Annotated in this window: 27 protein-coding genes; 15 read left to right on the top strand and 12 right to left on the bottom strand. The window is 72.5% G+C overall.

Annotated elements, in window-relative coordinates; all coding sequences use genetic code 11:
* Positions 1 to 4: 4 nt before the first annotated feature.
* Positions 5 to 2,077: a transglycosylase domain-containing protein gene (locus ACE3Q8_RS05335; RefSeq protein ID WP_374469327.1), complete on the bottom strand. Its 2,073-nt coding sequence runs from the start codon at positions 2,075 to 2,077 to the stop codon at positions 5 to 7.
* A 141-nt stretch (positions 2,078 to 2,218) separates the two neighbouring features.
* Between ACE3Q8_RS05335 and ACE3Q8_RS05340 the strand changes: the two genes are divergently transcribed.
* Positions 2,219 to 3,904: an MFS transporter gene (locus ACE3Q8_RS05340; protein WP_374469211.1), complete on the top strand. Its 1,686-nt coding sequence runs from the start codon at positions 2,219 to 2,221 to the stop codon at positions 3,902 to 3,904.
* Between the two features lie 6 nt (positions 3,905 to 3,910).
* On the opposite strand, the gene ACE3Q8_RS05345 is transcribed toward ACE3Q8_RS05340, so the two are convergent.
* A complete protein-coding gene (locus ACE3Q8_RS05345; RefSeq protein ID WP_374469212.1) occupies positions 3,911 to 4,795 on the bottom strand; it encodes an NAD(P)-dependent oxidoreductase in 885 nt (294 codons plus the stop codon).
* Positions 4,796 to 4,805: 10 nt separating this feature from the next.
* The gene (locus ACE3Q8_RS05350) at positions 4,806 to 5,147 is read right to left on the bottom strand and encodes a cytochrome c family protein (protein ID WP_374469213.1); all 342 of its coding nucleotides are present in this window, start codon (positions 5,145 to 5,147) and stop codon (positions 4,806 to 4,808) included.
* Between the two features lie 150 nt (positions 5,148 to 5,297).
* On the opposite strand from ACE3Q8_RS05350, the gene ACE3Q8_RS05355 reads away from it, so the two are divergent.
* Complete coding sequence (locus ACE3Q8_RS05355) at positions 5,298 to 5,810, top strand: (2Fe-2S)-binding protein (protein ID WP_374469214.1); 513 nt, start codon at positions 5,298 to 5,300, stop codon at positions 5,808 to 5,810.
* Between the two features lie 11 nt (positions 5,811 to 5,821).
* Positions 5,822 to 8,011, top strand: coding sequence for a molybdopterin cofactor-binding domain-containing protein (locus tag ACE3Q8_RS05360; RefSeq protein ID WP_374469215.1), 2,190 nt, complete (start codon positions 5,822 to 5,824; stop codon positions 8,009 to 8,011).
* Here ACE3Q8_RS05360 and ACE3Q8_RS05365 read toward each other — a convergent pair.
* Entirely contained in the window at positions 8,008 to 8,625 is a 618-nt protein-coding gene (locus ACE3Q8_RS05365) for an NTP transferase domain-containing protein (protein ID WP_374469216.1), read from the bottom strand. The genes ACE3Q8_RS05360 and ACE3Q8_RS05365 overlap by 4 nt on opposite strands.
* Positions 8,626 to 8,654: 29 nt before the next feature.
* Here ACE3Q8_RS05365 and moaA point away from each other — a divergent pair, with 29 nt between their 5' ends.
* The 3 genes from moaA to ACE3Q8_RS05380 are packed head-to-tail and all read left to right on the top strand — an operon-like array spanning position 8,655 to position 10,363.
* The gene (gene moaA, locus ACE3Q8_RS05370) at positions 8,655 to 9,683 is read left to right on the top strand and encodes a GTP 3',8-cyclase MoaA (protein WP_374469217.1); all 1,029 of its coding nucleotides are present in this window, start codon (positions 8,655 to 8,657) and stop codon (positions 9,681 to 9,683) included.
* 3 nt (positions 9,684 to 9,686) lie between these two features.
* Positions 9,687 to 9,926, top strand: coding sequence for a MoaD/ThiS family protein (locus ACE3Q8_RS05375; RefSeq protein WP_374469218.1), 240 nt, complete (start codon positions 9,687 to 9,689; stop codon positions 9,924 to 9,926).
* Positions 9,923 to 10,363, top strand: coding sequence for a molybdenum cofactor biosynthesis protein MoaE (locus ACE3Q8_RS05380; protein WP_374469219.1), 441 nt, complete (start codon positions 9,923 to 9,925; stop codon positions 10,361 to 10,363). The genes ACE3Q8_RS05375 and ACE3Q8_RS05380 overlap by 4 nt, the downstream gene beginning before the upstream one ends.
* Before the next feature lie 6 nt (positions 10,364 to 10,369).
* On the opposite strand, the gene ACE3Q8_RS05385 is transcribed toward ACE3Q8_RS05380, so the two are convergent.
* Positions 10,370 to 10,837: a hypothetical protein gene (locus ACE3Q8_RS05385; RefSeq protein ID WP_374469220.1), complete on the bottom strand. Its 468-nt coding sequence runs from the start codon at positions 10,835 to 10,837 to the stop codon at positions 10,370 to 10,372.
* Between the two features lie 154 nt (positions 10,838 to 10,991).
* On the opposite strand from ACE3Q8_RS05385, the gene moaB reads away from it, so the two are divergent.
* The 3 genes from moaB to glp are packed head-to-tail and all read left to right on the top strand — an operon-like array spanning position 10,992 to position 13,194.
* Positions 10,992 to 11,543 (top strand): molybdenum cofactor biosynthesis protein B, encoded by a 552-nt coding sequence (gene moaB, locus ACE3Q8_RS05390; protein ID WP_374469221.1) that lies wholly within the window; start codon positions 10,992 to 10,994, stop codon positions 11,541 to 11,543.
* Positions 11,540 to 12,007, top strand: a complete 468-nt coding sequence (gene moaC, locus ACE3Q8_RS05395) for a cyclic pyranopterin monophosphate synthase MoaC (RefSeq protein ID WP_374469222.1) — start codon at positions 11,540 to 11,542, stop codon at positions 12,005 to 12,007. Before moaB ends, moaC begins: the two co-directional genes overlap by 4 nt.
* A complete protein-coding gene (glp, locus tag ACE3Q8_RS05400) occupies positions 12,004 to 13,194 on the top strand; it encodes a gephyrin-like molybdotransferase Glp (protein WP_374469223.1) in 1,191 nt (396 codons plus the stop codon). Before moaC ends, glp begins: the two co-directional genes overlap by 4 nt.
* Here glp and ACE3Q8_RS05405 read toward each other — a convergent pair.
* Positions 13,128 to 14,126, bottom strand: a complete 999-nt coding sequence (locus ACE3Q8_RS05405) for an XdhC family protein (RefSeq protein ID WP_374469224.1) — start codon at positions 14,124 to 14,126, stop codon at positions 13,128 to 13,130. The two genes, glp and ACE3Q8_RS05405, sit on opposite strands and share 67 nt — an antisense overlap.
* A gap of 95 nt (positions 14,127 to 14,221) precedes the next feature.
* On the opposite strand from ACE3Q8_RS05405, the gene ACE3Q8_RS05410 reads away from it, so the two are divergent.
* Entirely contained in the window at positions 14,222 to 15,094 is an 873-nt protein-coding gene (locus tag ACE3Q8_RS05410) for a bifunctional regulator KidO (protein WP_374469225.1), read from the top strand.
* A gap of 3 nt (positions 15,095 to 15,097) precedes the next feature.
* Here the strand turns inward: ACE3Q8_RS05410 and ACE3Q8_RS05415 are convergent, their stop codons facing one another.
* Positions 15,098 to 16,297, bottom strand: coding sequence for a M24 family metallopeptidase (locus ACE3Q8_RS05415; protein WP_374469226.1), 1,200 nt, complete (start codon positions 16,295 to 16,297; stop codon positions 15,098 to 15,100).
* A gap of 53 nt (positions 16,298 to 16,350) precedes the next feature.
* On the opposite strand from ACE3Q8_RS05415, the gene ACE3Q8_RS05420 reads away from it, so the two are divergent.
* Together ACE3Q8_RS05420 and ACE3Q8_RS05425 are read left to right on the top strand one after the other, a co-directional pair.
* Positions 16,351 to 17,262 carry an aminotransferase class IV gene (locus ACE3Q8_RS05420; protein ID WP_374469227.1) on the top strand — a complete coding sequence of 304 codons (912 nt, stop codon included), beginning with the start codon at positions 16,351 to 16,353 and terminating at the stop codon, positions 17,260 to 17,262.
* Complete coding sequence (locus tag ACE3Q8_RS05425) at positions 17,259 to 17,987, top strand: hypothetical protein (RefSeq protein WP_374469228.1); 729 nt, start codon at positions 17,259 to 17,261, stop codon at positions 17,985 to 17,987. Before ACE3Q8_RS05420 ends, ACE3Q8_RS05425 begins: the two co-directional genes overlap by 4 nt.
* On the opposite strand, the gene ACE3Q8_RS05430 is transcribed toward ACE3Q8_RS05425, so the two are convergent.
* From ACE3Q8_RS05430 to ACE3Q8_RS05440, 3 genes are all read right to left on the bottom strand, one after another.
* Complete coding sequence (locus tag ACE3Q8_RS05430; RefSeq protein ID WP_374469229.1) at positions 17,984 to 18,850, bottom strand: dienelactone hydrolase family protein; 867 nt, start codon at positions 18,848 to 18,850, stop codon at positions 17,984 to 17,986. The genes ACE3Q8_RS05425 and ACE3Q8_RS05430 overlap by 4 nt on opposite strands.
* Before the next feature lie 131 nt (positions 18,851 to 18,981).
* Complete coding sequence (gene ald / locus ACE3Q8_RS05435; protein WP_374469230.1) at positions 18,982 to 20,094, bottom strand: alanine dehydrogenase; 1,113 nt, start codon at positions 20,092 to 20,094, stop codon at positions 18,982 to 18,984.
* A gap of 126 nt (positions 20,095 to 20,220) precedes the next feature.
* Entirely contained in the window at positions 20,221 to 20,592 is a 372-nt protein-coding gene (locus tag ACE3Q8_RS05440) for a glycine zipper 2TM domain-containing protein (protein WP_374469231.1), read from the bottom strand.
* Positions 20,593 to 20,710: 118 nt separating this feature from the next.
* On the opposite strand from ACE3Q8_RS05440, the gene ACE3Q8_RS05445 reads away from it, so the two are divergent.
* Entirely contained in the window at positions 20,711 to 21,286 is a 576-nt protein-coding gene (locus tag ACE3Q8_RS05445) for a hypothetical protein (RefSeq protein ID WP_374469232.1), read from the top strand.
* Positions 21,287 to 21,304: 18 nt separating this feature from the next.
* On the top strand, positions 21,305 to 21,988 hold the full coding sequence (locus ACE3Q8_RS05450; RefSeq protein WP_374469233.1) for a lysoplasmalogenase family protein: 684 nt from the start codon (positions 21,305 to 21,307) through the stop codon (positions 21,986 to 21,988).
* 3 nt (positions 21,989 to 21,991) lie between these two features.
* Here ACE3Q8_RS05450 and bla read toward each other — a convergent pair whose 3' ends face one another.
* Entirely contained in the window at positions 21,992 to 23,143 is a 1,152-nt protein-coding gene (gene bla, locus ACE3Q8_RS05455; RefSeq protein WP_374469234.1) for a class A beta-lactamase, read from the bottom strand.
* Between the two features lie 76 nt (positions 23,144 to 23,219).
* Entirely contained in the window at positions 23,220 to 24,170 is a 951-nt protein-coding gene (gene dmeF / locus ACE3Q8_RS05460; RefSeq protein ID WP_374469235.1) for a CDF family Co(II)/Ni(II) efflux transporter DmeF, read from the bottom strand.
* 65 nt (positions 24,171 to 24,235) lie between these two features.
* Between dmeF and ACE3Q8_RS05465 the strand changes: the two genes are divergently transcribed.
* Positions 24,236 to 25,336 carry a GTP-binding protein gene (locus ACE3Q8_RS05465; protein WP_374469236.1) on the top strand — a complete coding sequence of 367 codons (1,101 nt, stop codon included), beginning with the start codon at positions 24,236 to 24,238 and terminating at the stop codon, positions 25,334 to 25,336.
* Positions 25,337 to 25,340 lie beyond the last annotated feature (4 nt).

Genomic DNA, 25,340 nt, shown 5'->3' on the forward strand with positions numbered 1-25,340 from the left:
CCCGCTAGGTCGCGGGCTCCTCCGCCGGCTCCTCGGCGGGCGCAGGCTCGTCCACCGGCGGCGGCGGGACCGCCAGGTCCTCGGGCCGCACCGTCACCGGCGGCACGCCGAAGCCGGCGTCCGGCGGCACCTCGAGCGGCGCCTCGTCGGTCGGCTCGCCGCCCAGCGGCGGCAGCTCCAGCGGCTCGGGCGCGATCGCCTCGAGGTCCAGCGTCTCGGTGGTGGGCGCCGCGGGCGCAGGCTCCCGGAAGTCCTGGCGGGAGGCCGCAAAGCCCGTGAAGTCACGGAAGATCCGTGCGGGGATGCTGCCGCCGGTCACGCGGTTCATGGGCGAGTTGTCGTCGTTGCCGACCCAGACTCCGACCACCAGGTCCCCGGTGAAGCCGACGAACCACGCGTCGCGGTAGTCCTGGCTGGTGCCGGTCTTGCCGTAGACCGGCGTGCGCAGGGCGGCGCCCGTCCCGGTCCCGCGGGTGACCACGTCACGCAGCAGGACGAGCAGGCCGTCGCGCTCCCGGGCGCCCAGCGCCCGCGGCCGGGGCGGGCCGCCGAACGGGCCGTATCGCGGCTCGGCCAGCAGGCCGCGCGGCGTCACCGGGGTGCGACCGGCGGCGACCGCCGCATAGGCCGAGGTGAGCTCCAGCAAGGACATCTGGGAAGTGCCGAGCGCGATGGTCGGGTCGCCGGGGATCGGCGAGCGGACGCCGAGGTCGCGGGCGGCGCGGATCACATTCTGGCGGCCGACCTGTTCGGACAGCCGCACCGCGGCCACATTGCTGGAGCGGGCGAAGGCGTCGCGCAGCGGCACCGGCCGGCCGGCGTACTCGCCCTCGTGGTTCTGCGGGGTCCAGTCGCCGAGGCGCAGCGGGGCGTCGAGGATGGCGCTGTCGGGCGTGTAGCCGCGCCGAAGCGCCGCGAGGTAGACGAACAGCTTGAAGGCCGAGCCGGGCTGGCGCATCGCCTGGGTGGCCCGGTTGAACTGGCTCTGCTGGTAATCGAGGCCGCCGACCATGGCGACCACGCGACCGTCGGTGCGCATGGCCACCAGCGCCGCCTGGGAGGCCCGCTGACCCCGCGCGCCGGCGATGGCCCGGCGCACCGCCCGCTGGGCCTGGGCCTGGAGCACCGAGTCGAGCGTGGTCTGCACCCGCACCTCGCCATAGCCGCGGTCGAAGGCGCGCTTGGTCTCGGCCGAGATCCAGTCGGCGAAGTAGGAGCCCACCGGCAGGACGGCGCGGCCCTCGCGCAAGCGCACGCGACGAGCCTGCCGCGCCTGCTGGGACGTGATCATCCCCTGGTCGGCCATGGCGGCCAGGACGACGCGTTGGCGCCGTTGGGCGGCCTCGAAGTCCTCGGTGGGGGCAAGCCTGGAGGGCGCCTTCACCACCCCGGCCAGCATGGCGGCCTCGCCCACCGTCAGTTGCTCGGGCGTCTTGTCGAAGTAGTGCCGGGCCGCAGCCCGCAGGCCGAACACCCCGTCGCCGAAATAGACCGAGGAGAGGTAGCGGGAGAGGATCTCGTCCTTCGACAGCCGCGCTTCCAGGTAGAGCGCGATCAGCGCCTCCTGGGCTTTCCGACGTAGGGTCTGGCGGTTGGTGAGGAAGGCGTTCTTGGCGAGCTGCTGGGTGATGGTGGAGCCGCCCTGGCGGATCTCACCCTCCTCGGCGTTGGTCATGGCTGCGCGGGCGATGCTGCGCAGGTCGAGGCCGAGGTGGCGGTAGAAGCGCCGGTCCTCGATGGCGACGAAGGCGCCCGGCACGTGCTCCGGCAGCTCCGCCACGTCCACCGGCGCCTCCTTGTAGGAGCCGCGCCTTGCGAACGGCTTGCCGTCCGCGGTGACCAGCACCAGCGTCGGACTCTCCAACGGCTCGAGGGCGCGGCCCACCGGCAGGGCCCAGCTCAGCCAGAGCATCGTCACGACCAGCGCGGCGACCGCGCCCAGCGCGATCTGCAGCGGCCGGCGACGCCAGACCGAGCGGGCGTCTTCCGGCGGCGGGGGCTCCGGGGGCGGCGGCGGCCGAACGGCCGCGGCCGGCGCGGCCACATACTCCAGCCGCCCTTCCGGGTAGTCCCTCATGTCCTGCAAGACGCGTTCTCCGTTGGCCCGTCCAGAACGGCCCCAGCCTCGGGCGGTTCGCCCGCGCCTGTCCATTCTCGACGCCGCCTTCCAAGGCTTCGCCGAGCGGTGCTACAGCAGGTGCAACCGGGGAGGAACCGAATGGCGGAAACGACCGCAGGGCAGTCTGGCGTCGAGAACGTCGAGAAGAAGGAAACGTCGCTGACCACCGTGGTCGCCGCGTCCGCCGCAGGCACGGCGTTCGAGTGGTACGACTTCTTCGTCTTCGGCAGCCTGATCCAGGTCATTTCCCGGACCTTCTTCTCCGGCCTGCCGGAGACCGCCGGCTACATCGCGGCCCTGGCCATGTTCGGCGCGGGCTTCCTGTTCCGGCCGCTGGGCGCGCTGATCTTCGGGCGCATCGGCGACCGCGTGGGGCGGAAGGGCGCCTTCATGGCCACGGTGCTGATGATGGGCGGGGCGACCTTCGCCATCGGCCTGCTGCCGAGCTACGAGCAGGCGGGGCTGATTGCGCCGGCCCTGCTGGTGCTGATGCGCATCATCCAGGGGATCGCCCTGGGCGGCGAGTACGGCGGGGCGGCGATCTACGTGGCCGAGCATGCCCCGGTCGACGCTCGCGGCCGCTCGACGAGCTGGGTGCAGACCTCCGCCGCCATCGGGCTGTTCGGCGCCCTGCTGGTGATCCTCGCCACGCGGGTGGTGGTCGGCGAGACCGCCGGGCCGGAGGCGTTCGACGCCTGGGGCTGGCGGGTCCCGTTCCTGGTCTCGGCCCTGCTGCTGGCCGTCTCGGTCTGGATGCGCCTGAAGCTCTCCGAGAGCCCGACCTTCGCCAAGATCAAGGAGGAGGGCTCCCACTCCAAGGCGCCGTTCAAGGAGGCGTTCGGCACCTGGTCGAACCTGCGGCTGGTGATCATCGCCCTGGCGGCGATCATGTTCGCGCAAGGGGCCGTCTGGTACACCGCCTTCTTCTACGTGCAGACCTTCATGGAGCGGTTCCTGAAGGTCCCGCCGGCGACCATCAACACCCTGATGCTCAGCGCCACGGCGGCCAGCGCCCTGCTCTACGTCTTCTTCGGCTGGCTCTCGGACAAGCTCGGCCGCAAGGCGGTGATGCTGTTCGGGATGACGCTGATGCTGGTGGCCTACTTCCCCGGCTTCCACCTGCTGTCGCAGACCCTGAACCCGGCGCTTTCCGAGGCCGAAGCCCGCACCCCGGTGGTGGTGGTCGCCGACCCCGCGGACTGCTCGCTGCAGTTCGATCCGGTGGGCAAGGCGCAGTTCGTCACCTCCTGCGACATCGCCAAGAGCACGCTGGCCAACGCCGGCGTCTCCTACGAGACCCAGCCCGGCGCGCCCGGCGCCCCGGCCCAGGTCCGGATCGGCGGCGCGATCGTCAACTCCGTGGACGCCAGCGGCCAGCCGCCCGAGGTGGCCAAGGCGCTGAAGGCCTCCGTCGAGCGGCAGATCAAGCAGGGCCTGGCCATGGCCCGCTATCCGGAGAAGGCCGACCCGGCGCGGATGAACCTGCTGGGCGCCTTCGGTGTGCTGATGATCTTCGTGGTCGCCGCGACCGCGCTCTACGGCCCCATCGCGGCTTGCCTGGTGGAGCTGTTCCCGACGCGGATCCGCTACACGGCCATGTCCCTGCCCTACCACATCGGCACCGGCTGGGTGGGCGGCTTCGTGCCGTTCAGCGCCTTCGCCATCGTGACGGCGGTGGGCGACATCTATTCCGGCCTGTGGTTCCCGTTCGTGTTCACGCTGATCAGCGTGCTCACCTGCCTCTTCTTCCTGCCCGAGACGAAGGGCCGGCCGCTCGACGAGTAGGCCGGCTCAGGCCTCCACCACCGGCAGGACCTCGATGGTCACGCCGGCGTCGGCGAAGTCGTCGGTGGGCACGTGCCCCTCGTGCAGGCGCACGACCCGCATGCCGTCCTCGACCAGGGACCGAAGCCGCTCGGCGGAGAGCGCGGCCGGAGCCAGGCGCTCGGCGTCGCGGCGGGCCAGGGAGACGATGTTGGGATCGACCCCCGGATCGCAGACCAGCACGTCGGCGGCGGCCAGCGCGCGGCTCGCCTTGAGGGTCAGGTGCTCGGCCGGGCCGCGGGCGTCCAGCACCTGCACCACGCCCAGGCTGGGCGCGTCCTCCTGCAGCGCCTGGCGCAGGCGACGCGCGGCGGCCTCCATGTCGCCCGACAACGCCGCCTGGGCGGCCGGGCCTGTCAGGGCGGCGCGCAGGAAGGCCCGGCGGCGGTGCGCCTCGGGCAGGGCGCGGCGCACCTCCTCCTGCAGGTTGCGGAACAGGGCGGCCACGCGGCCGGCGCCCTCCGGCACCCGGGCCTCGATGTCGTGGCGCAGCAGGGTGGCGAGCATCGGCGAGGCGCCGGCCGTGCCGATTGCGGCGACCACCTCGCCACGGTCGATCACCGCGGGCGTGGTGAAGTCGCAGAGCGCGGGGCGGTCGACGACGTTGACGGGCACGTGGGCCTGTCGTGCGGCCGCCGCGGCGGCCTCGGCGAAGGCGTCGTCCGGACTGGCGACGAAGGCCAGGGCCGCCCCGGCGTAGCCGGCGGGATCGAGAGCTTCGGGGCCATCGAGCCGCCGCACCTGCGCCGGCGAGCCGTCGAACAGGCGCGCCTTCGCCTCCGCGCCCTCTCCCGCCCCCGCGATCACCACAGTGCGGCCGGCGAGGGGAAAGAAGGCGGGGAAGGCGTCCATGCGCCCGATCTTACTTCAGGGTCTTGAGGTAGGCGATCACCGCCTGGCGGCTTTCCTCGGAGGGCACCGAGATCATCATGCGGGTGCCGGGCGCGAACTGGGTGGGCGCCTTGAGGAACGCGTCCAGGTTGGCGTCGGTCCAGGTCCCTTCCTTGGCCTTGAGCGCGGGCGAGTAGTTGAACCCCGGCTTCGCGGCGATCTTCGCCCCCGCGACGCCGACGAGAGACGGGCCCATCGGGCCGCCCGCGTGGCACATCTTGCACTGCATGTTGAACAGTTGCTCGCCGTCGGCGGCGAGCGCCGGGGTCGCGGCGAGACCGAGGGCGGCGAGGGCGAGAAGCGGACGAAGCAAGCGGGCTCTCCTTAGAAATATCGGTATGGGCTCGTGTCGCTGAGCATTGCTATCGCATCGACGGCCGCGCGCAAGGCGCGGCGGCTTACGGTCCGGTCTAAGCGCTGTTAGGATGATCAAAGGACAGGCGTTCCGGGAAAGTAACCGACCATGGCTGCAACGCTCGACGTGAACGGCCGCGCCCTGCAGGTGCAGGCCGCGCCAGAGACCCCCCTGTTGTGGGTGCTGCGGGATGAACTGGGGCTGACCGGGACCAAGTACGGCTGCGGCGTGGCCCAGTGCGGCGCCTGCACGGTGCTGGCCGACGGCCAGCCGGTGCGCTCGTGCTCCACGCCGATCTCGGCGGTGGCGGCTTCGAAGATCACCACCATCGAGGGGCTCGGCGGAAGCCATCCGCTGCAGCAGGCCTGGGTGAAGCACGACGTGCCGCAGTGCGGCTACTGCCAGTCGGGGCAGATCATGAGCGCGGTCGCCCTGCTCAACACGACGCCGCAGCCCACCGACGAGGCGATCTCCGCCGCCATGGACGGCAACGTCTGCCGCTGCGGGACCTACCAGCGCATCCGCGCGGCCATCAAGGACGCCGCCGGCATGGCCGCCGCCGCGCCGCCGCCGATCGCGGTCAACCCCGCGCCGCTGGCCGTGCCGCCGCCCAAGGCCTGAGGAGGACGACCATGAACAAGCCTCTCGACGCCCTGTCCCGCGGCGCCACCCGGCGCGAGGCCCTGGCGGTCGGCGCGACGCTGGCCGGCGGCGCCCTGCTGGTGGGCTGCTCGCCTGCCGACCTGATGAGCATCGGCGCCAAGCGCGACTTCGGCGCCTTCGGTCCCTTCCTGAAGGTCTCGCCGGACGGCTGGGTCACCGTCGTCTCCAAGCACATCGAGTTCGGCCAGGGGAACCACGCCGGCCTCGCCGCCATCGTCGCCGAGGAGCTGGGCGCCGACTGGACGAAGGTCCGGGTCGAACAGGCCCCCGGCAACGCCAAGGTCTATGCCAACACGGTGATGGGGGTGCAGGGCACGGGCGGCTCCACCGCCATCGCCAACTCCTGGCAGCAGTTGCGCACCGCGGGCGCCTCCGCCCGAGCGATGTTCGTCCAGGCGGCGGCCAGCCGCTGGGGCGTGCCGGCGGGCGAGATCACGGTTCAGGACGGCGTGGTTCGACACACAGCCTCCAGCCGCCAGGCCGGCTTCGGCGAGCTCCTCGAGGACGCCGGCAAGGTCAGCCCGCCGCAGACGCCGACGCTGAAGGACCCGAAGACCTTCACCCTGGTCGGCACCGACCTGGTGCGCCGCAAGGACTCCGTGGCCAAGAGCAACGGGACCGCCCGGTTCACCCAGGACGTCCGGCTGCCGAACATGCTGGTGGCCATGGTCGCCCACCCGCCGCGCTTCGGGGCCAAGGTGAAGAGCTTCGACGCCGCCGACGCCCGCAAGGTCGCCGGGGTGGTGGACGTGTTCCAGATCCCGACCGGCGTGGCCGTGGTGGCGGACAACACCTGGGCCGCCCGGCAGGGCCGCGACGCCCTGAAGGTCACCTGGGACGAGGCCGAGGCGGAGACGCGCGGCTCGGCGCAGATCGCCAGCCTGTTCCGCGACATCGCCGCCGGCCGGACGACGCCCGCCAAGACCGAGTGGGTCAGCTTCGAGGCGCGCGGCGACGCCGCCCAGGCGGCCAGCGGGACGGCGGCGCTCGAGACCACCTACGACTTCCCCTACCTGGCCCATGCCTCCATGGAGCCGCTGGACTGCGTGGCGATCGTGGACGGCAACCGCTGCAAGCTGATCCACGGCTCGCAGATTCCCACCATGGACCAGATGAACGCGGCGAAGATCGTGCTGAACGCGCCGGGAGCCATCGAGGTGGAGACCCTGTTCGCCGGCGGCTCGTTCGGCCGGCGCGCCAACTTCCAGTCGGACTACGTGGTCGAGTGCGTCCACGTCGCCAAGAAGGTGGGCAAGGGCCGGCCGGTGAAGCTGGTCTGGACCCGCGAGGACGACATGCAGGCCGGCTATTACCGGCCGTTGGTGCATCACGCGGTGCGGGTGACCACCGACGCCGAGGGCTTCCCCGCCACCTGGCGGCACCGCATCGTCACCCAGTCGATCATGAAGGGCTCGCCCATGGGCACGCCGAAGATCGACGACACCGCGGTGGAGGGCGCCAAGGGCTCGCCCTACCTCAAGGCGACGCCGGTGGTGGACGCCCAACTGATCACGCCCGACGCCGGTGTGCCGGTGCTGTGGTGGCGCTCGGTCGGGGCCACGCATACGGCCTATGTGATGGAGCACACCATCGACCAGCTCGCCCGCCGGGCCGGCAAGGACCCGGTGGAGTACCGCCGGGCGCTCTACGTGAAGGCCGGCGCGAACCGGCATCTGGCGGTGCTGAACCTGGCGGCCGAGAAGGCCGGCTGGACGACGCCGGCGCCGGCCGGCTGGACGCGCGGGGTGGCGGTGCACGAGAGCTTCGGCTCGGTGGTCGCCCAGGTGGCGGAGGTGCAGATGGTCGACGGCCAGCCCAAGGTCGGCCGGGTGGTCACCGCCATCGACTGCGGCACGGCGATCTCTCCCGACCAGATCGCCGCCCAGATGGAGGGCGGCACCTGCTACGGGCTGTCGGCGGCGCTGTTCGGGGCCATCACCCTCACCGAGGGCAAGGTGGACCAGCAGAACTTCGACACCTACCGGGTGCTGCGCAACTCCGAGGCCCCGACCGTGGAGACCTACATCGTCCCCTCGCCCAACCCGCCCAGCGGGGTCGGCGAGCCGGGGACGCCGGTGATCGCGCCGGCGGTGGCCAACGCGCTGCTCACCCTGACCGGCCAGCCGACCACCAGCCTGCCGTTCGTGAAACAGGCCTAGGACGGCAGGTCTTCCACCCGGTCGACGTCGTAGAGCACGCCGTCGTCGGGGGCCTCCACGCGGGCGAGGCGGTCGCCGAGGTCGGCCAGCACCGCCCGGGCGCCGGCGTCGCCGCTGAGCGCCAGGACGTGCGGGAACAGCGACCGCGCGAGCAGGACCGGGTTGCCGCGGCGGCCGGCGAACACCGGGGCGGCGGCCAGCGCGCCGGCCCGCACCGCGTCGGCCATGGGTTGCAGCACCTCGCGCGGCACCCGCGGCATGTCGCCCAGGAAGACGAAGGCCCCCGCCGCCTCGGCCGGCAGGCTCGCGACCCCCATGCGCAGGCTGTGGGCCATGCCCTGCGCGTAGTCGGCGGCGTGCACCATGCGCAGGCGGTCGTGCTGGCCGAAGCGGTCGGCCAGGCGGATGGCGGCGCGGGCCACGGCCTCCTCCTCCGCGCCGGTGACCACCGTGACGCTTCGGGCCGGCGCGGCGAAGGCGGCGGCCAGCGCGCCGTCGAGCAATACGCCGGCCATGTAGGGTGCCAGCAGCTTGCCGCCGCCGAAGCGGGAGCCCGCGCCGGCCGCCAGCACCACCGCCTCGAAGGGTCCTGTCGCGTCCGCCCCTGTCGCCAAGGCCTGATCCCCTCTATCTTGCAGGGCCTATGACGCCCTACGACGCCATACCGGGGCAAGGCCCCCAGGCGCTGACGGACGGCTTCGGCCGCGCGGTCACCTATTTGCGCGTCTCCGTGACGGATCGCTGCGACCTGCGCTGCGTCTACTGCATGGCCGAGCACATGACCTTCCTGCCGAAGGCGGAGGTGCTGACGCTCGAGGAGCTGGACCGCATCGCCTCGGCGTTCGTGGCGCTGGGAACCCGCAAGCTGCGGATCACCGGCGGCGAACCGCTGGTCCGCAAGGGCGTCCTGGGGCTGATCGGCAGCCTGGGCCGCCACCTCTCCTCCGGCGCGCTGGAGGAGCTGACCCTCACCACCAACGCCACGCGGCTGGCCGAGTTCGCCGGCCAGCTCGCCGACGCGGGCGTGCGGCGGATCAATGTCTCGCTCGACACGCTGAAGCCTGACCTGTTCCGCCGGCTGACCCGCGGCGGCGACCTCGCCAAGGTGGTGGCCGGGATCGAGGCCGCCCAGGCAGCCGGCCTGCGGGTCAAGATCAACGCCGTGGCCCTGAAGGACGACAACGCCGCCGAGCTGCCCGAGCTGATCGCCTGGGCGCACGGCCGGGGCTGCGACATGACCCTGATCGAGACCATGCCCATGGGCGAGGTGGAGGCCGACCGCACGGACCAGTACCTGTCGCTCACCGCGCTCCGCGCCGAGCTGGAAAGCTTCTGGACCCTGCGCGACATCCCGCTCAGCACCGGTGGGCCGGCCCGCTACGTGGAGGTGGCCGAGACCGGCGGGCGGCTCGGCTTCATCACCCCGCTGAGCCACAATTTCTGCGAGGCCTGCAACCGCGTGCGGCTGACCTGCACCGGAACCCTGCACACCTGCCTCGGCCAGGACGACGCCTCGGACCTCCGGGCCGTGATCCGCGCCGGCGCCTCCGCCGAGGACCTGGTGGAGGCGATCCGGCTGGCGGTCGCCGGCAAGCCCCGGGGGCACGACTTCCGCATCGCCCGCGCCGCGGCGCCGGCGGTGGCCCGCCACATGTCGACCACGGGAGGCTGAGGCGTGGCCAAGGTGCTTCTGTTCGGGCCGCTGCGCGACCTCGCCGGCTGGCGGGAGCGGGAGATCGACGCCGCCTCCATCGCCGGGTTGAAGGCCCTGATCGCCGCCGAGGACGCCCGCCTGGGTGAGGCGCTCGGCGGGCCCGGCGTGCAGGTGGCGCTGGACCAGGCCATCGTGCGCGGCGACCGCCCGCTGGCGGCCGGAGCCGAGGTCGCCTTCCTGCCGCCGATGAGCGGCGGATGATCCGCCTGTCGCACGAGCCGTTCGATCCGGGCGCGCTGCTCTCGGAGTTCACTGCCGACCGCAGCGAAGTGGGGGCGGTGGCGACCTTCACCGGCATCGCCCGGGCCGAGGCCGGCCGCACGGCGGTTCTCGAGCTGGAGGCCTATCCAGGCTTCACCGAGGCCGAGATCGGCCGGATCGCCGAGCAGGCCCGGCAGCGGTTCGGGATCGACGACCTTCGCATCCTCCACCGCGTGGGCCGGATCGCGCCCGGCGAGGCGATCGTCTTCGTGGCCACGGCGGCGCGACACAGGCGAGCCGCCTTCGAGGCCTGCGACTTCCTGATGGACTACCTGAAGTCCCGCGCCCCGTTCTGGAAGAAGGAGCACGGGCCGGACGGCGAACGCTGGATCGAGCCCCGCCCCGAGGACCACGCGGACGTCGCCCGGTGGGATTGAGCGCGCTCAGCCGTCGCCATCGGCCAACCGCTGCACGACCTCGTAGTTGCGGACGGCCATCTCCTCGATCGCCTGCCGGGCCGGCTCCACGGCGTTGAAGCCCTCAGCGGTGTAGCGCAGGTGATTGTCCTCCTTCACCAGCCAGCCGGCCTCGATCAGTTCGCCGACCTTGCGGCGCACCGTCTCCTTGGGGATCCCGGTGGAGTCTGCGATGGAGCGGATGTTGATCCCCAGCGACGGCAGGACGGCGACCTCGCCGGCGATCAATTCCTCGGTCGTGAAGGCGCGGAATTCGGGATGCTGGGTGGTGCGCACCGCGATCACCAGCATCACCAGGATCTTGTCCGTGTCCCCGCCCACGCGCTCGCGCTCCACCGTCATGAACCGCAGCAGAGGCTGCAGGAGGTCCGGCGCCACCACGGGGTAGCTGTCCCGGACCCGCGACAGTAGCTCCTCGCGCCTCGAGGGGGGCATAGACATCTCCCTAGGTTGTGCGGGTCGGCTCGCCGGTACGTCCCCCGCCACCTTAACCGTGGGGAAGGCGAGGAGGTTGCGGCCTACCTTCGCCCGGACCTACCCATGCGCAACCCGGCCGGGCTAGAAAGGATGCGACAGAGGAGCCTCGCCCATGAACGCCCCCGTTCTCACGCCCGGCGGCCGCATCGACCCCGCCAAGCCGATCAAGGCCGTGCGGGTGGCCGTGCTGACCATCTCCGACACCCGCGACGAGGAGAGCGACACCTCCGGCCGCCTGCTCGCCGAGCGGGTGCAGGGCGCCGGCCACGAGCTGGTGGCGAAGGGCATCGTGCCGGACGACGTCGAGGCGATCCGCAGCCAGGTGCTGGCATGGGTGGACCAGGGGGTGGAGGCGATCGTCACCACCGGCGGGACCGGCATCACCGGCCGCGATGTGACGCCCGAAGCCATCCGGCCGTTGTTCGACAAGGAGATCGACGGCTTCTCGGTGATCTTCCACCTGGTCAGCTACCAGTCGGTGGGCCTATCGACGCTTCAGTCGCGGGCGCTAGCCGGCATCGTGAAGGGCTGCTTCGTCTTCTGCCTGCCGGGCTCGAACGGCGCGGTGAAGGACGGCTGGGACAAGGTGATCTCCGCCCAGTTGGACAGCCGCCACGGGCCCTGCAACATGGTGGAGCTGATGCCCCGGCTCCTCGAGCAGTGACCCGCCTAACCCACATCGACGAGGCCGGCCGCGCGCGCATGGTCGACGTCTCCGACAAGGCGGTCACCACCCGCCAGGCGGTGGCCGAGGGCTTCCTGCGGATGAGCCCGCAGACGCTGGACCTCGCCCTGTCCGGACAGGGGCGTAAGGGCGACGTGCGCGCGGTGGCGGAGATCGCCGGCGTCATGGCCGCCAAGCGCACCGCCGACCTGATCCCCATGTGCCATCCGCTGGCGCTTTCGAAGGTGGAGGTGCGGGTGGAGCCCGCCGAGGGCGGGCTTTCCGTCACGGCCCGGGTGAAGACCACCGGCCAGACCGGCGTCGAGATGGAGGCGCTGACCGCCGCCTCGGTGGCGCTGCTCACGCTCTACGACATGCTCAAGGCGGCCGAGAAGGGCATGGTCATCGAGCAGGTCCGGCTGGTGGAGAAGACCGGCGGCACGTCGGGGGACTGGCGGGCGTGAGGCTGCTTCCCGTCGACGACGCCCGCGCCCGGATGCTGGCCGAGGTCGCGCCGCTGCCGCCCGAGCGGGTGACGCTCGCCGGGGCGCCGGGACGGGTCCTGGCGGAGGACGTGGCCGCAGTGCGCGACCAGCCGCCGTTCGCGGCCTCGGCCATGGATGGCTATGCGGTTCGCGCCGCCGACTGCCCCGCCGTGCTGCGCGTCGTCGGCGAGAGCGCGGCCGGACACGGCTACGCCGCCGCCGTCGGGCCGGGCGAGGCCGTGCGGATCTTCACCGGCGCGGCGGTCCCGGCAGGCTGCGACGCCGTGGTGATCCAGGAGGACTGCACGCGCAACGGCAATGAGGTCGAGGCGCCCGGCGTCACGGCCGGCGAGCACGTGCGGCCGGCCGGCGGCGATTTCCGGCGAGGCCAGGCGCTGCTCGAGCGGGGCGCGACCATCGACCCCTGGCGGCTGTCGCTGGCGGCCTCGGCCGGACGGGCGGAGCTGCTGGTCGCGCGGCGGCCGAAGGTGGCGCTGCTCTCCACGGGCGAGGAGATCGTCGAGGCGCCGGGCGAGCCCGGGCCCTTCCAGATCTACGACTCCGGCGCCCCCGCGCTGGCGGCCATGATGCGCGGCTGGGGCGCCGAGGTGACCCGCGCCAAGCCGGTGGCCGACGCCCTGGACGCGGTGATCGAGGCTTTGCGAGGCGCCGACGCCGACCTGGTGGTGACGCTGGGCGGCGCTTCCGTGGGCGACCACGACCTCGTCCGCCAGGCGGGCCTGGCGCTCGGCCTGTCCTTCCGCGTGGAGAGCGTCGCCGTCAGGCCGGGCAAGCCGACCTTCTTCGGCGTGCTGGAGGACGGCCGCCGCATGCTCGGCCTGCCCGGCAATCCGGCCTCGGCCTTCGTCTGCGCCGAGATGTTCCTGCGGCCGATCCTGATGGCCTACCAGGGCGCGCCCACCGCGCCGCGCACCGTGCCCGCACGGTTGGAGCAGGCCCTGCCCGCCAACGGCCCCCGCGAGCACTGGATGCGGGCCAAGCTCGGCTACGCAGGCGGTGCGGTGACCGTGCGGCCCTACCGCGACCAGGACTCATCGCTGGTCAGCGTCTTCGCCGCCTCGGACGCCCTGGTCCGGCGTCAGGCCGGAGCGCCGGCCGCCGCCGCGGGGGAGGTGGTCGACGTGCTGCCGCTGGCCCGCGCGTAGCGCAGGGCGACGATCTCCCCGATCACCGAGACCGCCACCTCGAAGGGCGCCTTGCCGCCGATGTCGAGGCCGATCGGCGCGTGCAGCCGGGCCAGCGCACCTTCGGGCAGGCCGGCCGCCCGCAGGCGCGCCAGCCGCTCGGGCAGCCGCGCTCGCGCCCCCAGCAATCCGACGTAGCCGGCCGCCGACGGCAGCGCCGCCCGCAGCGCGGCCTGGTCGGTCTCGAGGTCATGGGTGGCCACCGCCACGGCGGTCCAGGGATCGAGGTCCAGCGCCGCGAGCGCCGCGTCCGGCTCGTCCCGGCGATAGGCGAGGCCCGGGATGGGCGGCGGCGCCTCCGGCCCCTTGGGTCGGATCAGCGTCGTCTCGAAGCCCGCCCGGAGACCGAGCTCGGCGATGGCGAGCGCGGTGGGATCGCCGCCCACCACCGCCAGCCGGGGCGTGGGCTCGTAGAGCCGCTCGACGGCGGCTTCCGGCCAGGGCTCCAGCTCGGGCGCGCAGGCCCGCGCCCTGCCGTCGCTGACCCAGGTGACCGGCCGCCGGTCCCGCTCGGCCGCGAGCAGCTCGGCGAGCGCCCCGTCGTCCGAGGGGACGCGTTCCAGGAAGATCTCGATCCGGGCGCCGCAGAGCAGACGGATGTCGGGCCAGGGGCTCCCCTCGCCATAGATCAGGGTGCGCGGCTCGCCGTCCGCGAGGCAGGCGAAGGCGTGGTCGGCCACGTCGCTCTCCACGCAGCCGCCCGAGAAGTAGCCGGCGACGAGGCCCTCGGCGAAGACCATCTGGGTCCCCACCGGCCGGGGCCCGCCCCCCTCCACCGCGATCAGCGTGGCCAGGGCCACCGGCCGGCCGGCGTCGCGGGCCTGGCGCAGCGCCGGGCGGACATCGTCGGTGAGGCCGAAGGTCGGCCACTCGGGAAGGGGCTCGCGGGTCACGCCTTAAGACTCAGGCAAGGTTGTGTAGACGGCTTCGTAAGCATCTCGGGTGCAACATGGCGGCTCATAGGGACCTTACCAAGCCTTACGCCTCCATGACGTCTCCGATCACCAAGCTGGGCCTCGGCTCGGGCCAGTTCGGCCTTGACCAGCCCGCCTTCCGCGGCCGTCCGCGCGAGGTGGAAGCACGGGACATCCTGGCCATCGCCGCGCGCTCCGGAATCGGCGTGCTCGAGGTCGGCCGCTGCCCGGCGCCGTGCGAGACGACCATCGGCCAGATCACGCCCAAGCCGAACCCGTTCCGCATGACCATCACCACCGTCCGCCCGGATCGCGGGCCGGACCTGGTGGAGGCCGAGGTGCGCGCGCAGCTCCAGCGCCTGGGCGTGGACCGCGTGGACACCATCCTGGCCCCGTCCGCCACCGACCTCTTCTCGCCCAACGGCCCGATCGTCTGGGACCGGCTGCGCGCCCTGCGCGACGCCGGCCTGTGCCGCAACATCGGCGTCTCGGTCTATGCCTCCGACGATCCCGTGGGCCTGACCAAGCGCTTCAAGCCCGACGTGGTCCAGGCGCCGGCCTCGCTGCTGGACCAGCGGCTGCTGATCGACGGCACGCTCGCCACCCTCGCCGAGATGGGCGTGGAGGTGCAGTTGCGCTCGATCTTCCTGAACGGGCTGCTGTTCCTGCCGCCCGACCGGGCGCCGAGCCACCTGAAGGCCGCCGCCGGCCGCATTTCCCGCGCCCGCCGGCTGATCGCCGAGGGACGCTCGGACCCGCTGCAGGCGGCCCTGGGCTTCGCCCTGTCGCGGCCCGAAGCCTCGACCGTCCTGGTGGGCGTCGCGTCCGCCGCCGAGATGAGCGCGGTGGTAGCCGCCGCCATGAGCCCGCCGCCGGACCTCGACTGGGACGAGATGGCCATCGACGACCCCCTCGCCCTCGACGACCGCGCCTGGGCGGCGGCCTAGGCTTCAGCCGAACGGCTTCTCCAGGCTCGGCTGCGGCTCCGTGAACCAGGCCGCGCCGTCGTCCGTGACGTGGAAGTGGTCCTCCAGGCGCACGCCGAACGCGCCCGGGACGACGATCATCGGCTCGTTGGAGAAGCACATGCCGGGCCGCAGCGGCGTCCGGTCACCCTTCACCAGGTAGGGCGCCTCGTGGATCGAGAGGCCGATGCCGTGGCCGGTGCGGTGCGGCAGCCCGGGCAGCTCGTAGTCCGGACCGAAGCCCTCCGCCGCCAGAACCCGGCGGGCCACCGCATCGATCTCCTCGCAGGCGACGCCGGGCCTCACGGCCGCGAAGGCCGCGGCCTGGGCGCGCTTCTCCACCTCCCAGACCCGGATCATCTCCTGGGTGGGCTGGCCGAACACGTAGGTGCGGGTGATGTCGGAGTTGTAGCCCTGCACGCGGCAGCCGGTGTCGATGAGGACGATATCGCCGGGCTGGAGCTGCTGTTCGCCCGGCAGGCCGTGCGGATAGGCGGAGGCCTCGCCGAACTGCACCGCGCAGAACGACGAGCCGTCGTCGGCCCCGAGCGCCCGGTGCGCCTGGTCGATGAAGCGGCGGACCTCGCCCGTGGTGATCCCCTCCCGCAGGATGCGCGCCGCACGGCGGTGGACCTCCAGGGTCATGGCCTTGGCCTGCGACATCAGGGCGAGCTCGGCCGGCGACTTGATCATCCGGCAGCCGTCCACGACCTCGGCGGCGTTGGTCATCTGGACGCCGGGCGCGGCGATCCGCAGGCCGTCGAACATGAAGAAGGCCAGCGCCGGGTCGACGGCCAGGCTCTCGACCCCGAGCTCGCGCAGCACCTGGGCGGTGAGGTCGTAGGGGCTCTCGTGCTCCTCCCAGAGACGGAGCGACGCCACGATCCCGAGCGAGGCCACAAGCGAGCCCTCCTCGAACCGCGGACAGATCATCACCGGCTCGCCCGAGCGCGGCAGCACCATGGCCACCAGCCGCTCGGTGGCGTTCCAGGCGACGCCGGCGAAGTAGCGCAGCGAGGCACCCGCGCCGACGATCATGGCGTCCGCGCCGATGGCCGCCATCAGCCCCTGGGCCTTGGCGAGCCGCGCCTCGCGCTCGTCGCGGCCGATGGGCGGCGCCGGGTTCGGCCACCGCGAGAGCTCGGAAAGTTCGCGTTCCGCGGTCGATCCGCCGACACCGTTCATCTGCAGGCTCCTCGAGACTTGGCCGCAGTCTAGCGGCGCCTCTAGGGTGCGCCATGCCCGGAAGCCAGGATTTCGCCCCCGATCCCCGCAACGCCGACCTGAAGGTCTATGTGAACGGGGCGCTGGTTCCCAAGTCGGAGGCCCGGGTGTCGGTGTTCGACGCCGGCTTCGTGCTGGGCGACGGGGTGTGGGAAGGCCTGCGCGTCCACAAGGGCCGGCTGCTGTTCCTCGAGGCCCACCTGGAGCGGCTCTACCAGGGGCTCGAGCGGATCGGGCTCGACATCGGCCTGTCGCCGGAGGCGCTCGCCGGCGAGATCCGCAAGACGCTGGCGGCCAACGCCATGGCGGACGGCGGGCATCTGCGCCTCATGGTGACGCGGGGCGAGAAGGCGGCGGTGAACCAGGACCCGAGGAACTGGCTCGGCCGGCCGACCATCGTCATCACCGCGGAATTCAAGGAGCCCTCCCCGGAGATCGTGACGCGCGGCCTGGCGCTCGCCACGTCCTCGATCCGCTGCACGCCGTCCGAGATGTTCGACATGCGGCTGAATTCCCACAGCCGGCTGGCGCTGATCCTGGCGCTGCGTGACGCGATCGACGCGGGCGCGGACGAGGCCCTGATGCTCGACCCGCACGGCTTCGTCTCCAGTTGCAACGCCACCAATTTCTTCTGGGTGCGGGACGGCGAGGTGCGCACCTCCACCGGCGCCTACTGCTTCAACGGTGTCACCCGGGCCAACGTGATCGCCCTGTGCCGCGAGGAGGGCGTTCCCATCGCGCTCGGCGACTTTCCGCTGTCCGACGCACAGGCGGCCGATGAGGCCTTCGTGACCGGCACCTTCGGCGGGCTCACGCCGGTGCGGGAGATCGACGGCCGCACCCTGCCCGCCGCCCTGCCCGGCCCACTGACCGCGCGGCTGCGCGCCGCCTACGCGCGGCTGAAGGACCGGGACGCCGCCCGATGACCGTGCGCATCGCCATGTGGTCGGGGCCGCGCAACATCTCCACGGCGATGATGCGCAGCTTCGGAAGCCGGGCGGATTGCCAGGTGGTCGACGAGCCGTTCTACGCCGCCTACCTCGCGGCCACGGGCCTGGAGCATCCCATGCGCGAGGCGGTGCTGGCGTCGCAGCCGCAGGCCTGGGGCGAGGTGGTGGCGCGGCTGGAGGCGCTGGACGGGCCGCTGGTCTACGAGAAGCACATGACCCACCACATGCTGGCGGGCTTCGGCCTCGACTGGCTGGCCGGCCGGCGGAACGCCTTCCTGATCCGCGACCCCGCGGAGGTGGTGGCCAGCTACGCGGTGAAGCGGGCCCAGCCGACGCTGGAGGACATCGGCGTCGTCCGCCAGCGGGAGCTGTTCGAACGCGAGGCCGACCGGCTGGGCCGGGCGCCCCCTGTCGTGCGCGGCGCCGACGTGCTGGCGGGGCCGGAGGCCACGCTCCGTGCGCTCTGCGCCGCCCTGGAAATCGCCTTCGACCCGGCCATGCTGGCCTGGCCGGCGGGACGGCGGGCCAGCGACGGCGTCTGGGCGCCGGCCTGGTACGACGCGGTGGAGCGCTCCACCGGCTTCGCCGCCCCGGAGTCCCCAGCGGCGCCGCCGCTTACGGCCGACCTGCAGCGGATCGCCGATGCGGCCCGGCCGCACTACGAGGCGCTGGCGCGCCACCGCATCGGCGCCGAGGCCTAGACCAGCGCGCGCTTGTACATGGCCGACAGCTCGGACCAGGCGCGCTCGGCCTGGGCCTGGTCGTAGACCTGGCTGCCCGGCACGCACCAACCGTGGTCGGCGGGATAGACCTCGACGGTGGCGCGCTTCTTCGCGTCGGCGAAGGCCTTCTTGAGGACCTCCTTGTCGTTGGGCGCGCGGGCGTCGTCGTTCTTCGCGACCGCCACCAGGTACTCGGCCTCGGTCTTCGCGATCAGCAGGTGCGGGCTGGTGGGCTGGTCGGTGACGAGGCCGCCGCCGTGGAACGAGCCCACCGCGCCGATGCGGTTCGGCACGGCGGCGGCGGTCCGGAAGGACAGCGGGCCGCCCATGCAGTAGCCCTGTACCCCCGCCCTGGCCTTCTTGTTGGTCTGCGGCTGGGCGTCGAGGAAGGCCAGGTAGGCGACGGAATCCTTGTCGATCCCCTCGTTGGTCATGGCCTGGCGGTAGCCCATCAGCACCTTGCGGGTCTCAGGGTCGCCGAAGTTGATCTCGCCCGGCATCACCGGCGCGGTGTGCGAGCGGTAGAACGGGTTCACCACCAGGACCACATAGCCCTGGCCGGCAAGGCGGCGGCCCATCTCCCGCTTCACGGGGCGCAGCCCCATGATGTCGGGCCACAGCAGGACGGCGGGCCAGGTCCCCTTGCCCTCCGGGTAGAACAAGGCGCTGTCCGACACGCCGTCCGGCGTGGTGACCTTGACGTCCTTCTCCACGATCCTCGCCTGGGCGCCCGCGGCGCTGGCCGCGGCGACCCCGGCGGCGGCCACGGTCCAGAGGCCGAGTCCGCGACGGGATACGGTGGGATCCGTCACAAGGCCGGGATGGATGTCGTCGTCACACATGGGCTTCCTCCCTCAACTTCGCTGAGCGGAAGGAACGGTGACCTTTGTTGCCGGCGTATGTCCGCGCCCAGGCATGAAGAAGGGCGTCGGATCGCTCCGCCGCCCCCTCGCATCGCGTGGTGTCGCTCGGGCTACTTCCAGGCGCCGTAGGGGTCCTTGAAGGACTTGCCCAGGGCCTCGGCCACGGCCGGGTGGGTCACCTCGCCCTTGAGCACGTTCAGGCCCTTGGCCAGGTGGGTGTTCTTCTTCAGGGCGTCGAGGCCCTGGTCGGCGAGCTGCAGGCCGAAGGGCAGGGTGGCGTGGACCAGCGCCTCGGACGAGGTGCGCGGCGCCGCGCCCGGCATGTTGGCGACGCAGTAGTGGACCACGCCATCGACGGTGTAGGTCGGGTCGTTGTGGGTGGTGGGCCGGCTCGTCTCGAAGCAGCCGCCCTGGTCGATGGAGACGTCCACCAGTACCGAGCCCGGCTTCATCTGGGCCAGGTGCTCGCGGCGCACCAGCTTCGGCGCGCTGGCGCCGGCGGTGAGCACCGCGCCGATCACCACGTCGGCCTTCAACACCTCCTCCTCCACCGCATCCTGGGTGGAGTAGCGGGTGAGGATGCGGCCCTGGAACATGTCGTCGAGCTGGCGCATCCGGGGGATGGAGCGCTCGAGGATCACCACCTCGGCGCCCAGGCCCGCGGCCATGCGGGCGGCGTTCATGCCGACCACGCCGCCGCCGAGCACGGCCACGCGGGCCGGCGGCACACCGGGCACGCCGGAGATCAGCAGGCCCATGCCGCCGTTGTGCTTCAGCAGGGTCTCGCCCGCCGAGAACACGGCGATGCGTCCGGCCACTTCGGACATCGGGGCGAGCAGCGGCAGGCCGCCGTTGGCGTCGGTCACCGTCTCGTAGGCGATGCCGGCGCAGCCCGACTTCAGCAGGCCCTCGGCCTGCGCCGGATCGGGCGCCAGGTGCAGGTAGGTGAAGAGGATGTGCTTGTCGGTGAGCCGGGCCCACTCGACCGCCTGGGGCTCCTTCACCTTCACGATCATCTGGGCCTCGGCGAACACCTCGTCGGCGTTCGGCAGCAGGCGGGCGCCGGCCCGCACATAGGCCTCGTCGGCGTAGCCGGCGCCGGCGCCGGCGCCCAGTTCCACCACCACCTCGTGGCCGTGCGAGACGTATTCGCGGACCGCGGTCGGCGTCAGGCCGACGCGATATTCGTCCGGCTTGATCTCGCGGGGCACACCAACGCGCATGAAAGCCTCCCTCGGGGCGTGTTTTTGCGGATTGGCGGCGGTTTGGGGGATGAGCTGTGCAGAGTCAATCGAAAGCGGCAGAGCCGGCCGGCCGGGGCGCCCGTCCTTCGCCCCGGCCTAGTCGGCTCAGCGGCACTTCAGCTCGCCGCGGTCGATCTCGCGCCCGAGCAGGCCGCCTGCCGCGGCGCCCAGGATGGTGCCGGCCGTACGGTCGCGCCCGCCGTCGATCTCGCGCCCGAGCAGGGCGCCCACCGCGGCCCCGACCACCAGGCCGGTCGTGCCGTTGTCGCGCTTGCAGTAGTAGCGCCCGTCGTCGCCCCGCCAGACGCGGTCGCTGCGGCTGATCGGACGCGGCTCGTAGTAGCGGCCACGCTCGTCGTAGATCCGGTGCTTGGCGCGCTTGCCGTGCGCGGGCGCCCAGCCCGGCGGGTCCGCGGCGGCCGGGAGGGCCGGAAGGGCGACGGCCGCGAGCGCGGCGGCGATGACGAATTTTCGCATAGGAACTCCCAAGGTGACGGTCCGCCCTGGGTTGCGGCGACCTGTGGCGGCGCCGTGGCGGAATCGCGGCGAAGGTTGGATGCGGGAACGCACCCGGGCTCCGGAGCCTGTTAGGCCGATGCCGATCCTCCGTCTCGTGAAGGTCCAGACGCCCGCCCTGCGCCTCCGCCTCAGGGCCCGGGAGTGGCGCTTCGGCGCCCACACCTTCGTGGCGGTGGTCGACGACGCTGGACGGGTGCGGCGGGAGCTGCACGGCATCGCTCGCGGGCCGGGCGGCGCCCAGTTGCCGAGCCTGGGCGGGGTCACGCCGTTCCGGCGCGAGGTCCTGTGGGGCGAGACCTGGCCCGGGCGTTCGGGCTTCTTCGACGAGAGCTTCCCCAGCGCCGAGCTGTTCGCCGGCGAGGCCGAGGACGTGCAGGCGAGGCTGGTCTCCGCCGAACGCGTGGCGGCGGAGGTGAACCGCCGCGCAATCCGCTACGCCTGGCCCGCCTTCGCCGGCGCCAACAGCAACAGCTACTACGCCACCCTGCTGGCCGGAATGGGGCTGGAGGACCGTCGCGCGCCGGGCGAGCTCTGGGCGCCCGGATTGCGCACCCCGTTGCTCGAGCCCCAACTGCTGCAGGCCTTCGCAGGCACCGCCCTGAAAACCGGCGTTGCGCGAACTTGGCCCGCAGGCGAGATAGGCGCCGGATAACAAGGGCGGGGGAAGCCGATGGATCGGGAGACGGCGGCGCGGCTGGCGCTGGCGGCGGCGCTGCTGGGCGGCGTCAGCTACGTGGCCTCGTGGGAGATGGACCTGCCGCAGGCGTGGTCGGTGGCCTGGAAGGGGACCGGCGTCGGTTTCCTGGCGCTGTACGCCGCGCTCCGCGCCCGCAGCACGGACGGCTGGTTGCTGACGGCGGTCATGGCCCTCGGCTGCCTCGGGGACGTGCTGCTGAACGCCGCCGACATGACGGCCGGCGGCGCCGCTTTCCTGGCCGCCCACCTGACCGCCGTCTGGCTCTACGCCCGCAACCGCCGCCCCACGCCGGGCGCGGCCGCCTCGATGTTCGCGGCCGCCCTGGTCCCGGCCGTGGCGGTGGCGTCGTACCTGCTGCCGGGCGACCGCGCCGCGGCTCCGGGCATCGCGCTCTATGGCGCCGGGGTCGCCCTGATGGCGGCCATGGCCTGGCTCAGCCGCTTCCCGCGCCCGCTGGTGGGCCTGGGCGGGCTGATGTTCGTGGTCTCCGACCTGCTGATCTTCGCCCGCATCGGGCCACTGGCCGGGCAGGCCTGGGTCGGATTCGGCGTGTGGGGGCTCTACTTCGCCGGGCAGGCGCTGATCTGCGTCGGCGTGGCCAGGGCGCTCGCCAGGTCAGACGCGGCGACGGCCGCGCCCCTGGCCCAGCCGGCCTGACTCCTATTCCCCGCCGACCGGAGCCGCCGGCGCCGCCGCGACGCGGCTGTCGGGCGCGAGCTTGCGATCGCTGGCCTGCCAGTGCTGGGCGACCGCGCGGCTCACCGAGTGGAAGAAGGCCTGGCGCTGCGGGATCGGCTTTGAAGTCTTTCGCATCATCACCGCCACCGCATAGACCCGGCCGTCCGGCGCGGTGATCAGGCCCACGTCGTTGATGCCGGTGGAGGCCCCGCGCCAGTCCTGGCCGGTGCCGGTCTTGTGCCCGAGCTTCCACCCCGGCGGCAGGCCGTACTTGAGCCGCATGGGACCGGTGCGGGTGTCGTGCAGCAGGTCGACGAGCACCTTGGTGGAGGCGGGCGACAGCAGCTCGCCCTTGTGCAGGGCGGCGAGCGTGCGGGTGATCTCGGCCGGCGCCGCCCCGTCCATGGGATCCGCCAGGTAGGCGTCCATGGCGGTGTCGCGCACGTGGTCCGGCAGCTCGGCCCGGGCATGCTGGAACGCCCAGTCGATGCCGTACTCCGGCCGCCAGGTCATGCCGGCGATCCTCGCCTGCAGGTCGCGCTCGTAGGCGCCCACCTTCAGGTCCTGCAGGCCCTTCTCGGCTAGCAGGGTGGTCACGGCGTCGGCGCCGCCCAGCTCGCGCATCAGCTTGTCGTTGGCCGAGTTGTCGCTCTCGGTGATCGCCCAGCGCAGCAGCTCGTGGATCGAGACCTCCGGCCCTCCGGAGTTGCGGATGCGGCGGCCGAGCGGCTGGTAGAAGACCGAGCGGTCGTCGGGCCCGAGCTGGACCACCCGTTCCAGGTTGGCCTGCCCGCGGTCCACCGCCTCGAGTGTCGCCACCGCCACCCAGAGCTTGGAGACACTCTGCTGCGGGTACGGGATCTCGCCGTTCACCTGGGCGGTCCAGCCGGTGGCCACGTCCGTGACGGCCAGGCCCACGTCCTCGCGGAAGCCCTCGGCGAGCGCCTCGAGCTTCTGCTGCAGGTCGGCGGGCGGCGGCGGCGGCGGCGGCTCGGGGACGTCGAAAGCCACCTTGCCGGAAGTGAGCGCCGCATCGGGGGTCTGGCCACGCTCGCCGGCCGCCCAGCCGCCGGCGGCGGCGCCCGCCACGATCAGGAGGCCCAGCGCCACGCCGGTCCGGGGTCTCGCCCGCAACCGGGCGCCGAGGGTACGAAACATCGGGGCCATGTGAGTGACAACGTCCGGCTTCGTCAAACCCAGCCGTCACGCTTCAGTGCACGTGACCGTGATCGGCGTGCGGATCGCCCGCCGGCCGGGCCTCGATGGTCACGTGGCTGACGCCGGGCAGGCCGTGCAGCCGCGCCCGGCAGGCCGCGGCGTCGCCACCGCCGGCGACCACTGCGATCACCGCGTGGTGGCCGGGCCCGAGGCGCCACAGATGCAGGTCGAGCACGCGGCCGCCGTCCGCCTCCAGCCGGGCGCGCACCTCGGCGGTCAGCTCGGCGCTGGGGTTCACGTCCAGCAGCGCGGCGCCGGCCCGATGGAGCAGTCGCCAGGCGAAGTGGGCCACCAGGGCCGCCCCGACCAGGCCGGCCAGGGGATCGGCGAAGCCCCAGCCGAGCTGGCGGCCGGCCGCCATGGCGGCGAGCGCCACCACCGAGACCGCGGCGTCGGCCGCGAGGTGCAGGTGGGCGGCGGCGATGTTGAGGTCGCCGTCCCGATCGTGCCGGGCGGCGTGGCTGTGCGCGGGCCGGAGCAGCCAGACGCAGAGGAGGGTGACCGCCAGCCCCGCGGCGGCCAGCGGCAGGGCGCTCGCATAGTCCACCGCCTCGGGATTGAGCAGCCGGTGCGCGCTCTCCACCCCGATCATCACCGCCGTGATCGCCAGCACCACCGCGTTGGCGAAGCCCGCCAGATAGCCGAGCTTGCCGGTGCCGAAGGCGAAGCGCGGATCGTCCGCGTGGCGGCGGGCGAGCGCATAGGCGCCGGCGGCCACCAGCAGGGCGGCCACGTGGGCGGCCATGTGCAGGCCGCTCGCGGTGAGCGCCATGGAGCGGAAGGCGATCCCGCCGGCGAGTTGGGCGACCAGGGTGAGCGCGCAGATGCCTGTCACGAGCCAGGTCCGCCGCTCGTTCCGACGGTGGTCGGCGCCCAGATAGGTGCGGTCCTCGCGGAAGGCGTCCAGCGCCTCGGGGGCGCGCAGGGGGTCGGCGGCGGTCATTAGGTGTTACTATATAACAGCGGCGCTGGAGAACACCACTTCATATCGCGCCCCCGGCGGACTACATGCTGGCCATGACCGAAAAGACCCCCGTCACCGTGCTCACCGGCTATCTCGGCGCCGGCAAGACCACCCTGCTGAACCGCATCCTCTCGGAGGAGCACGGCAAGAAGTACGCCGTGATCGTCAACGAGTTCGGCGAAGTCGGCATCGACAACGACCTGATCGTCGGCGCCGACGAGGAAGTCTTCGAGATGAACAACGGCTGCGTCTGCTGCACCGTGCGCGGCGACCTGATCCGGGTGGTCTCGGGCCTGATGAAGCGCAAGGGCGGCTTCGACGCGATCATCGTCGAGACCACCGGCCTCGCCGACCCCGGCCCGGTGGCGCAGACCTTCTTCGTGGACGAGGACGTCCGCGCCAAGACCCAGCTCGACAGCGTCACCACCGTCGTGGACGCGAAGCACCTGCCGCTTCGGCTGAAGGACTCCAAGGAGGCGGCCGAGCAGATCGCCTTCGCCGACCAGATCATCCTCAACAAGACGGACCTGGTGTCGGAAAGCGAGCTGGCCGAGGTGGAGAAGGCGATCCGCACGCTCAATCCGCTGGCCCCGATCCACCGGGCGCAGCGCTCCAACGTGCCGCTGGAACAGGTGCTCGGCCGGGGGTCGTTCGATCTCGAACGGATTACCGAGCTGGAGCCCGACTTCCTCAATCCGGCGCACGGCGAGCCGGGCCACGTGCACGACGAGCACTGCGATCACGACCATCACGGCCACGATCATCACCACCATGACCATGACCATGACCATGGGCACGACCACGATCATGGCCACGACCACGGCCATATCCACGACCACGTGGCCGAGAGTGGCATCCGCGGCGTTTCGCTGACCAGCGACAAGCCGCTGAACGGCAACAAGGTGACCGCCTGGCTCAACAACGTCCTGCAGACCCAGGGGCCGGACATCCTGCGGGCCAAGGGCATCTTGGACATCGCCGGCGACAACCGCCGCCTGGTGTTCCAGGCCGTGCACATGATCCTGGAAGGCGACTTCCAGCGCGACTGGCGCGAGGGCGAGCCCCGCTACTCCCGAATGGTGTTCATCGGCCGCAACCTCGACGAAGCCGCCCTCAAGGCCGGCTTCGAGAGCACCGTCGCCTGAGGAC

The organism is Phenylobacterium sp. (assembly GCF_041913825.1).
GTDB lineage: Bacteria > Pseudomonadota > Alphaproteobacteria > Caulobacterales > Caulobacteraceae > Phenylobacterium.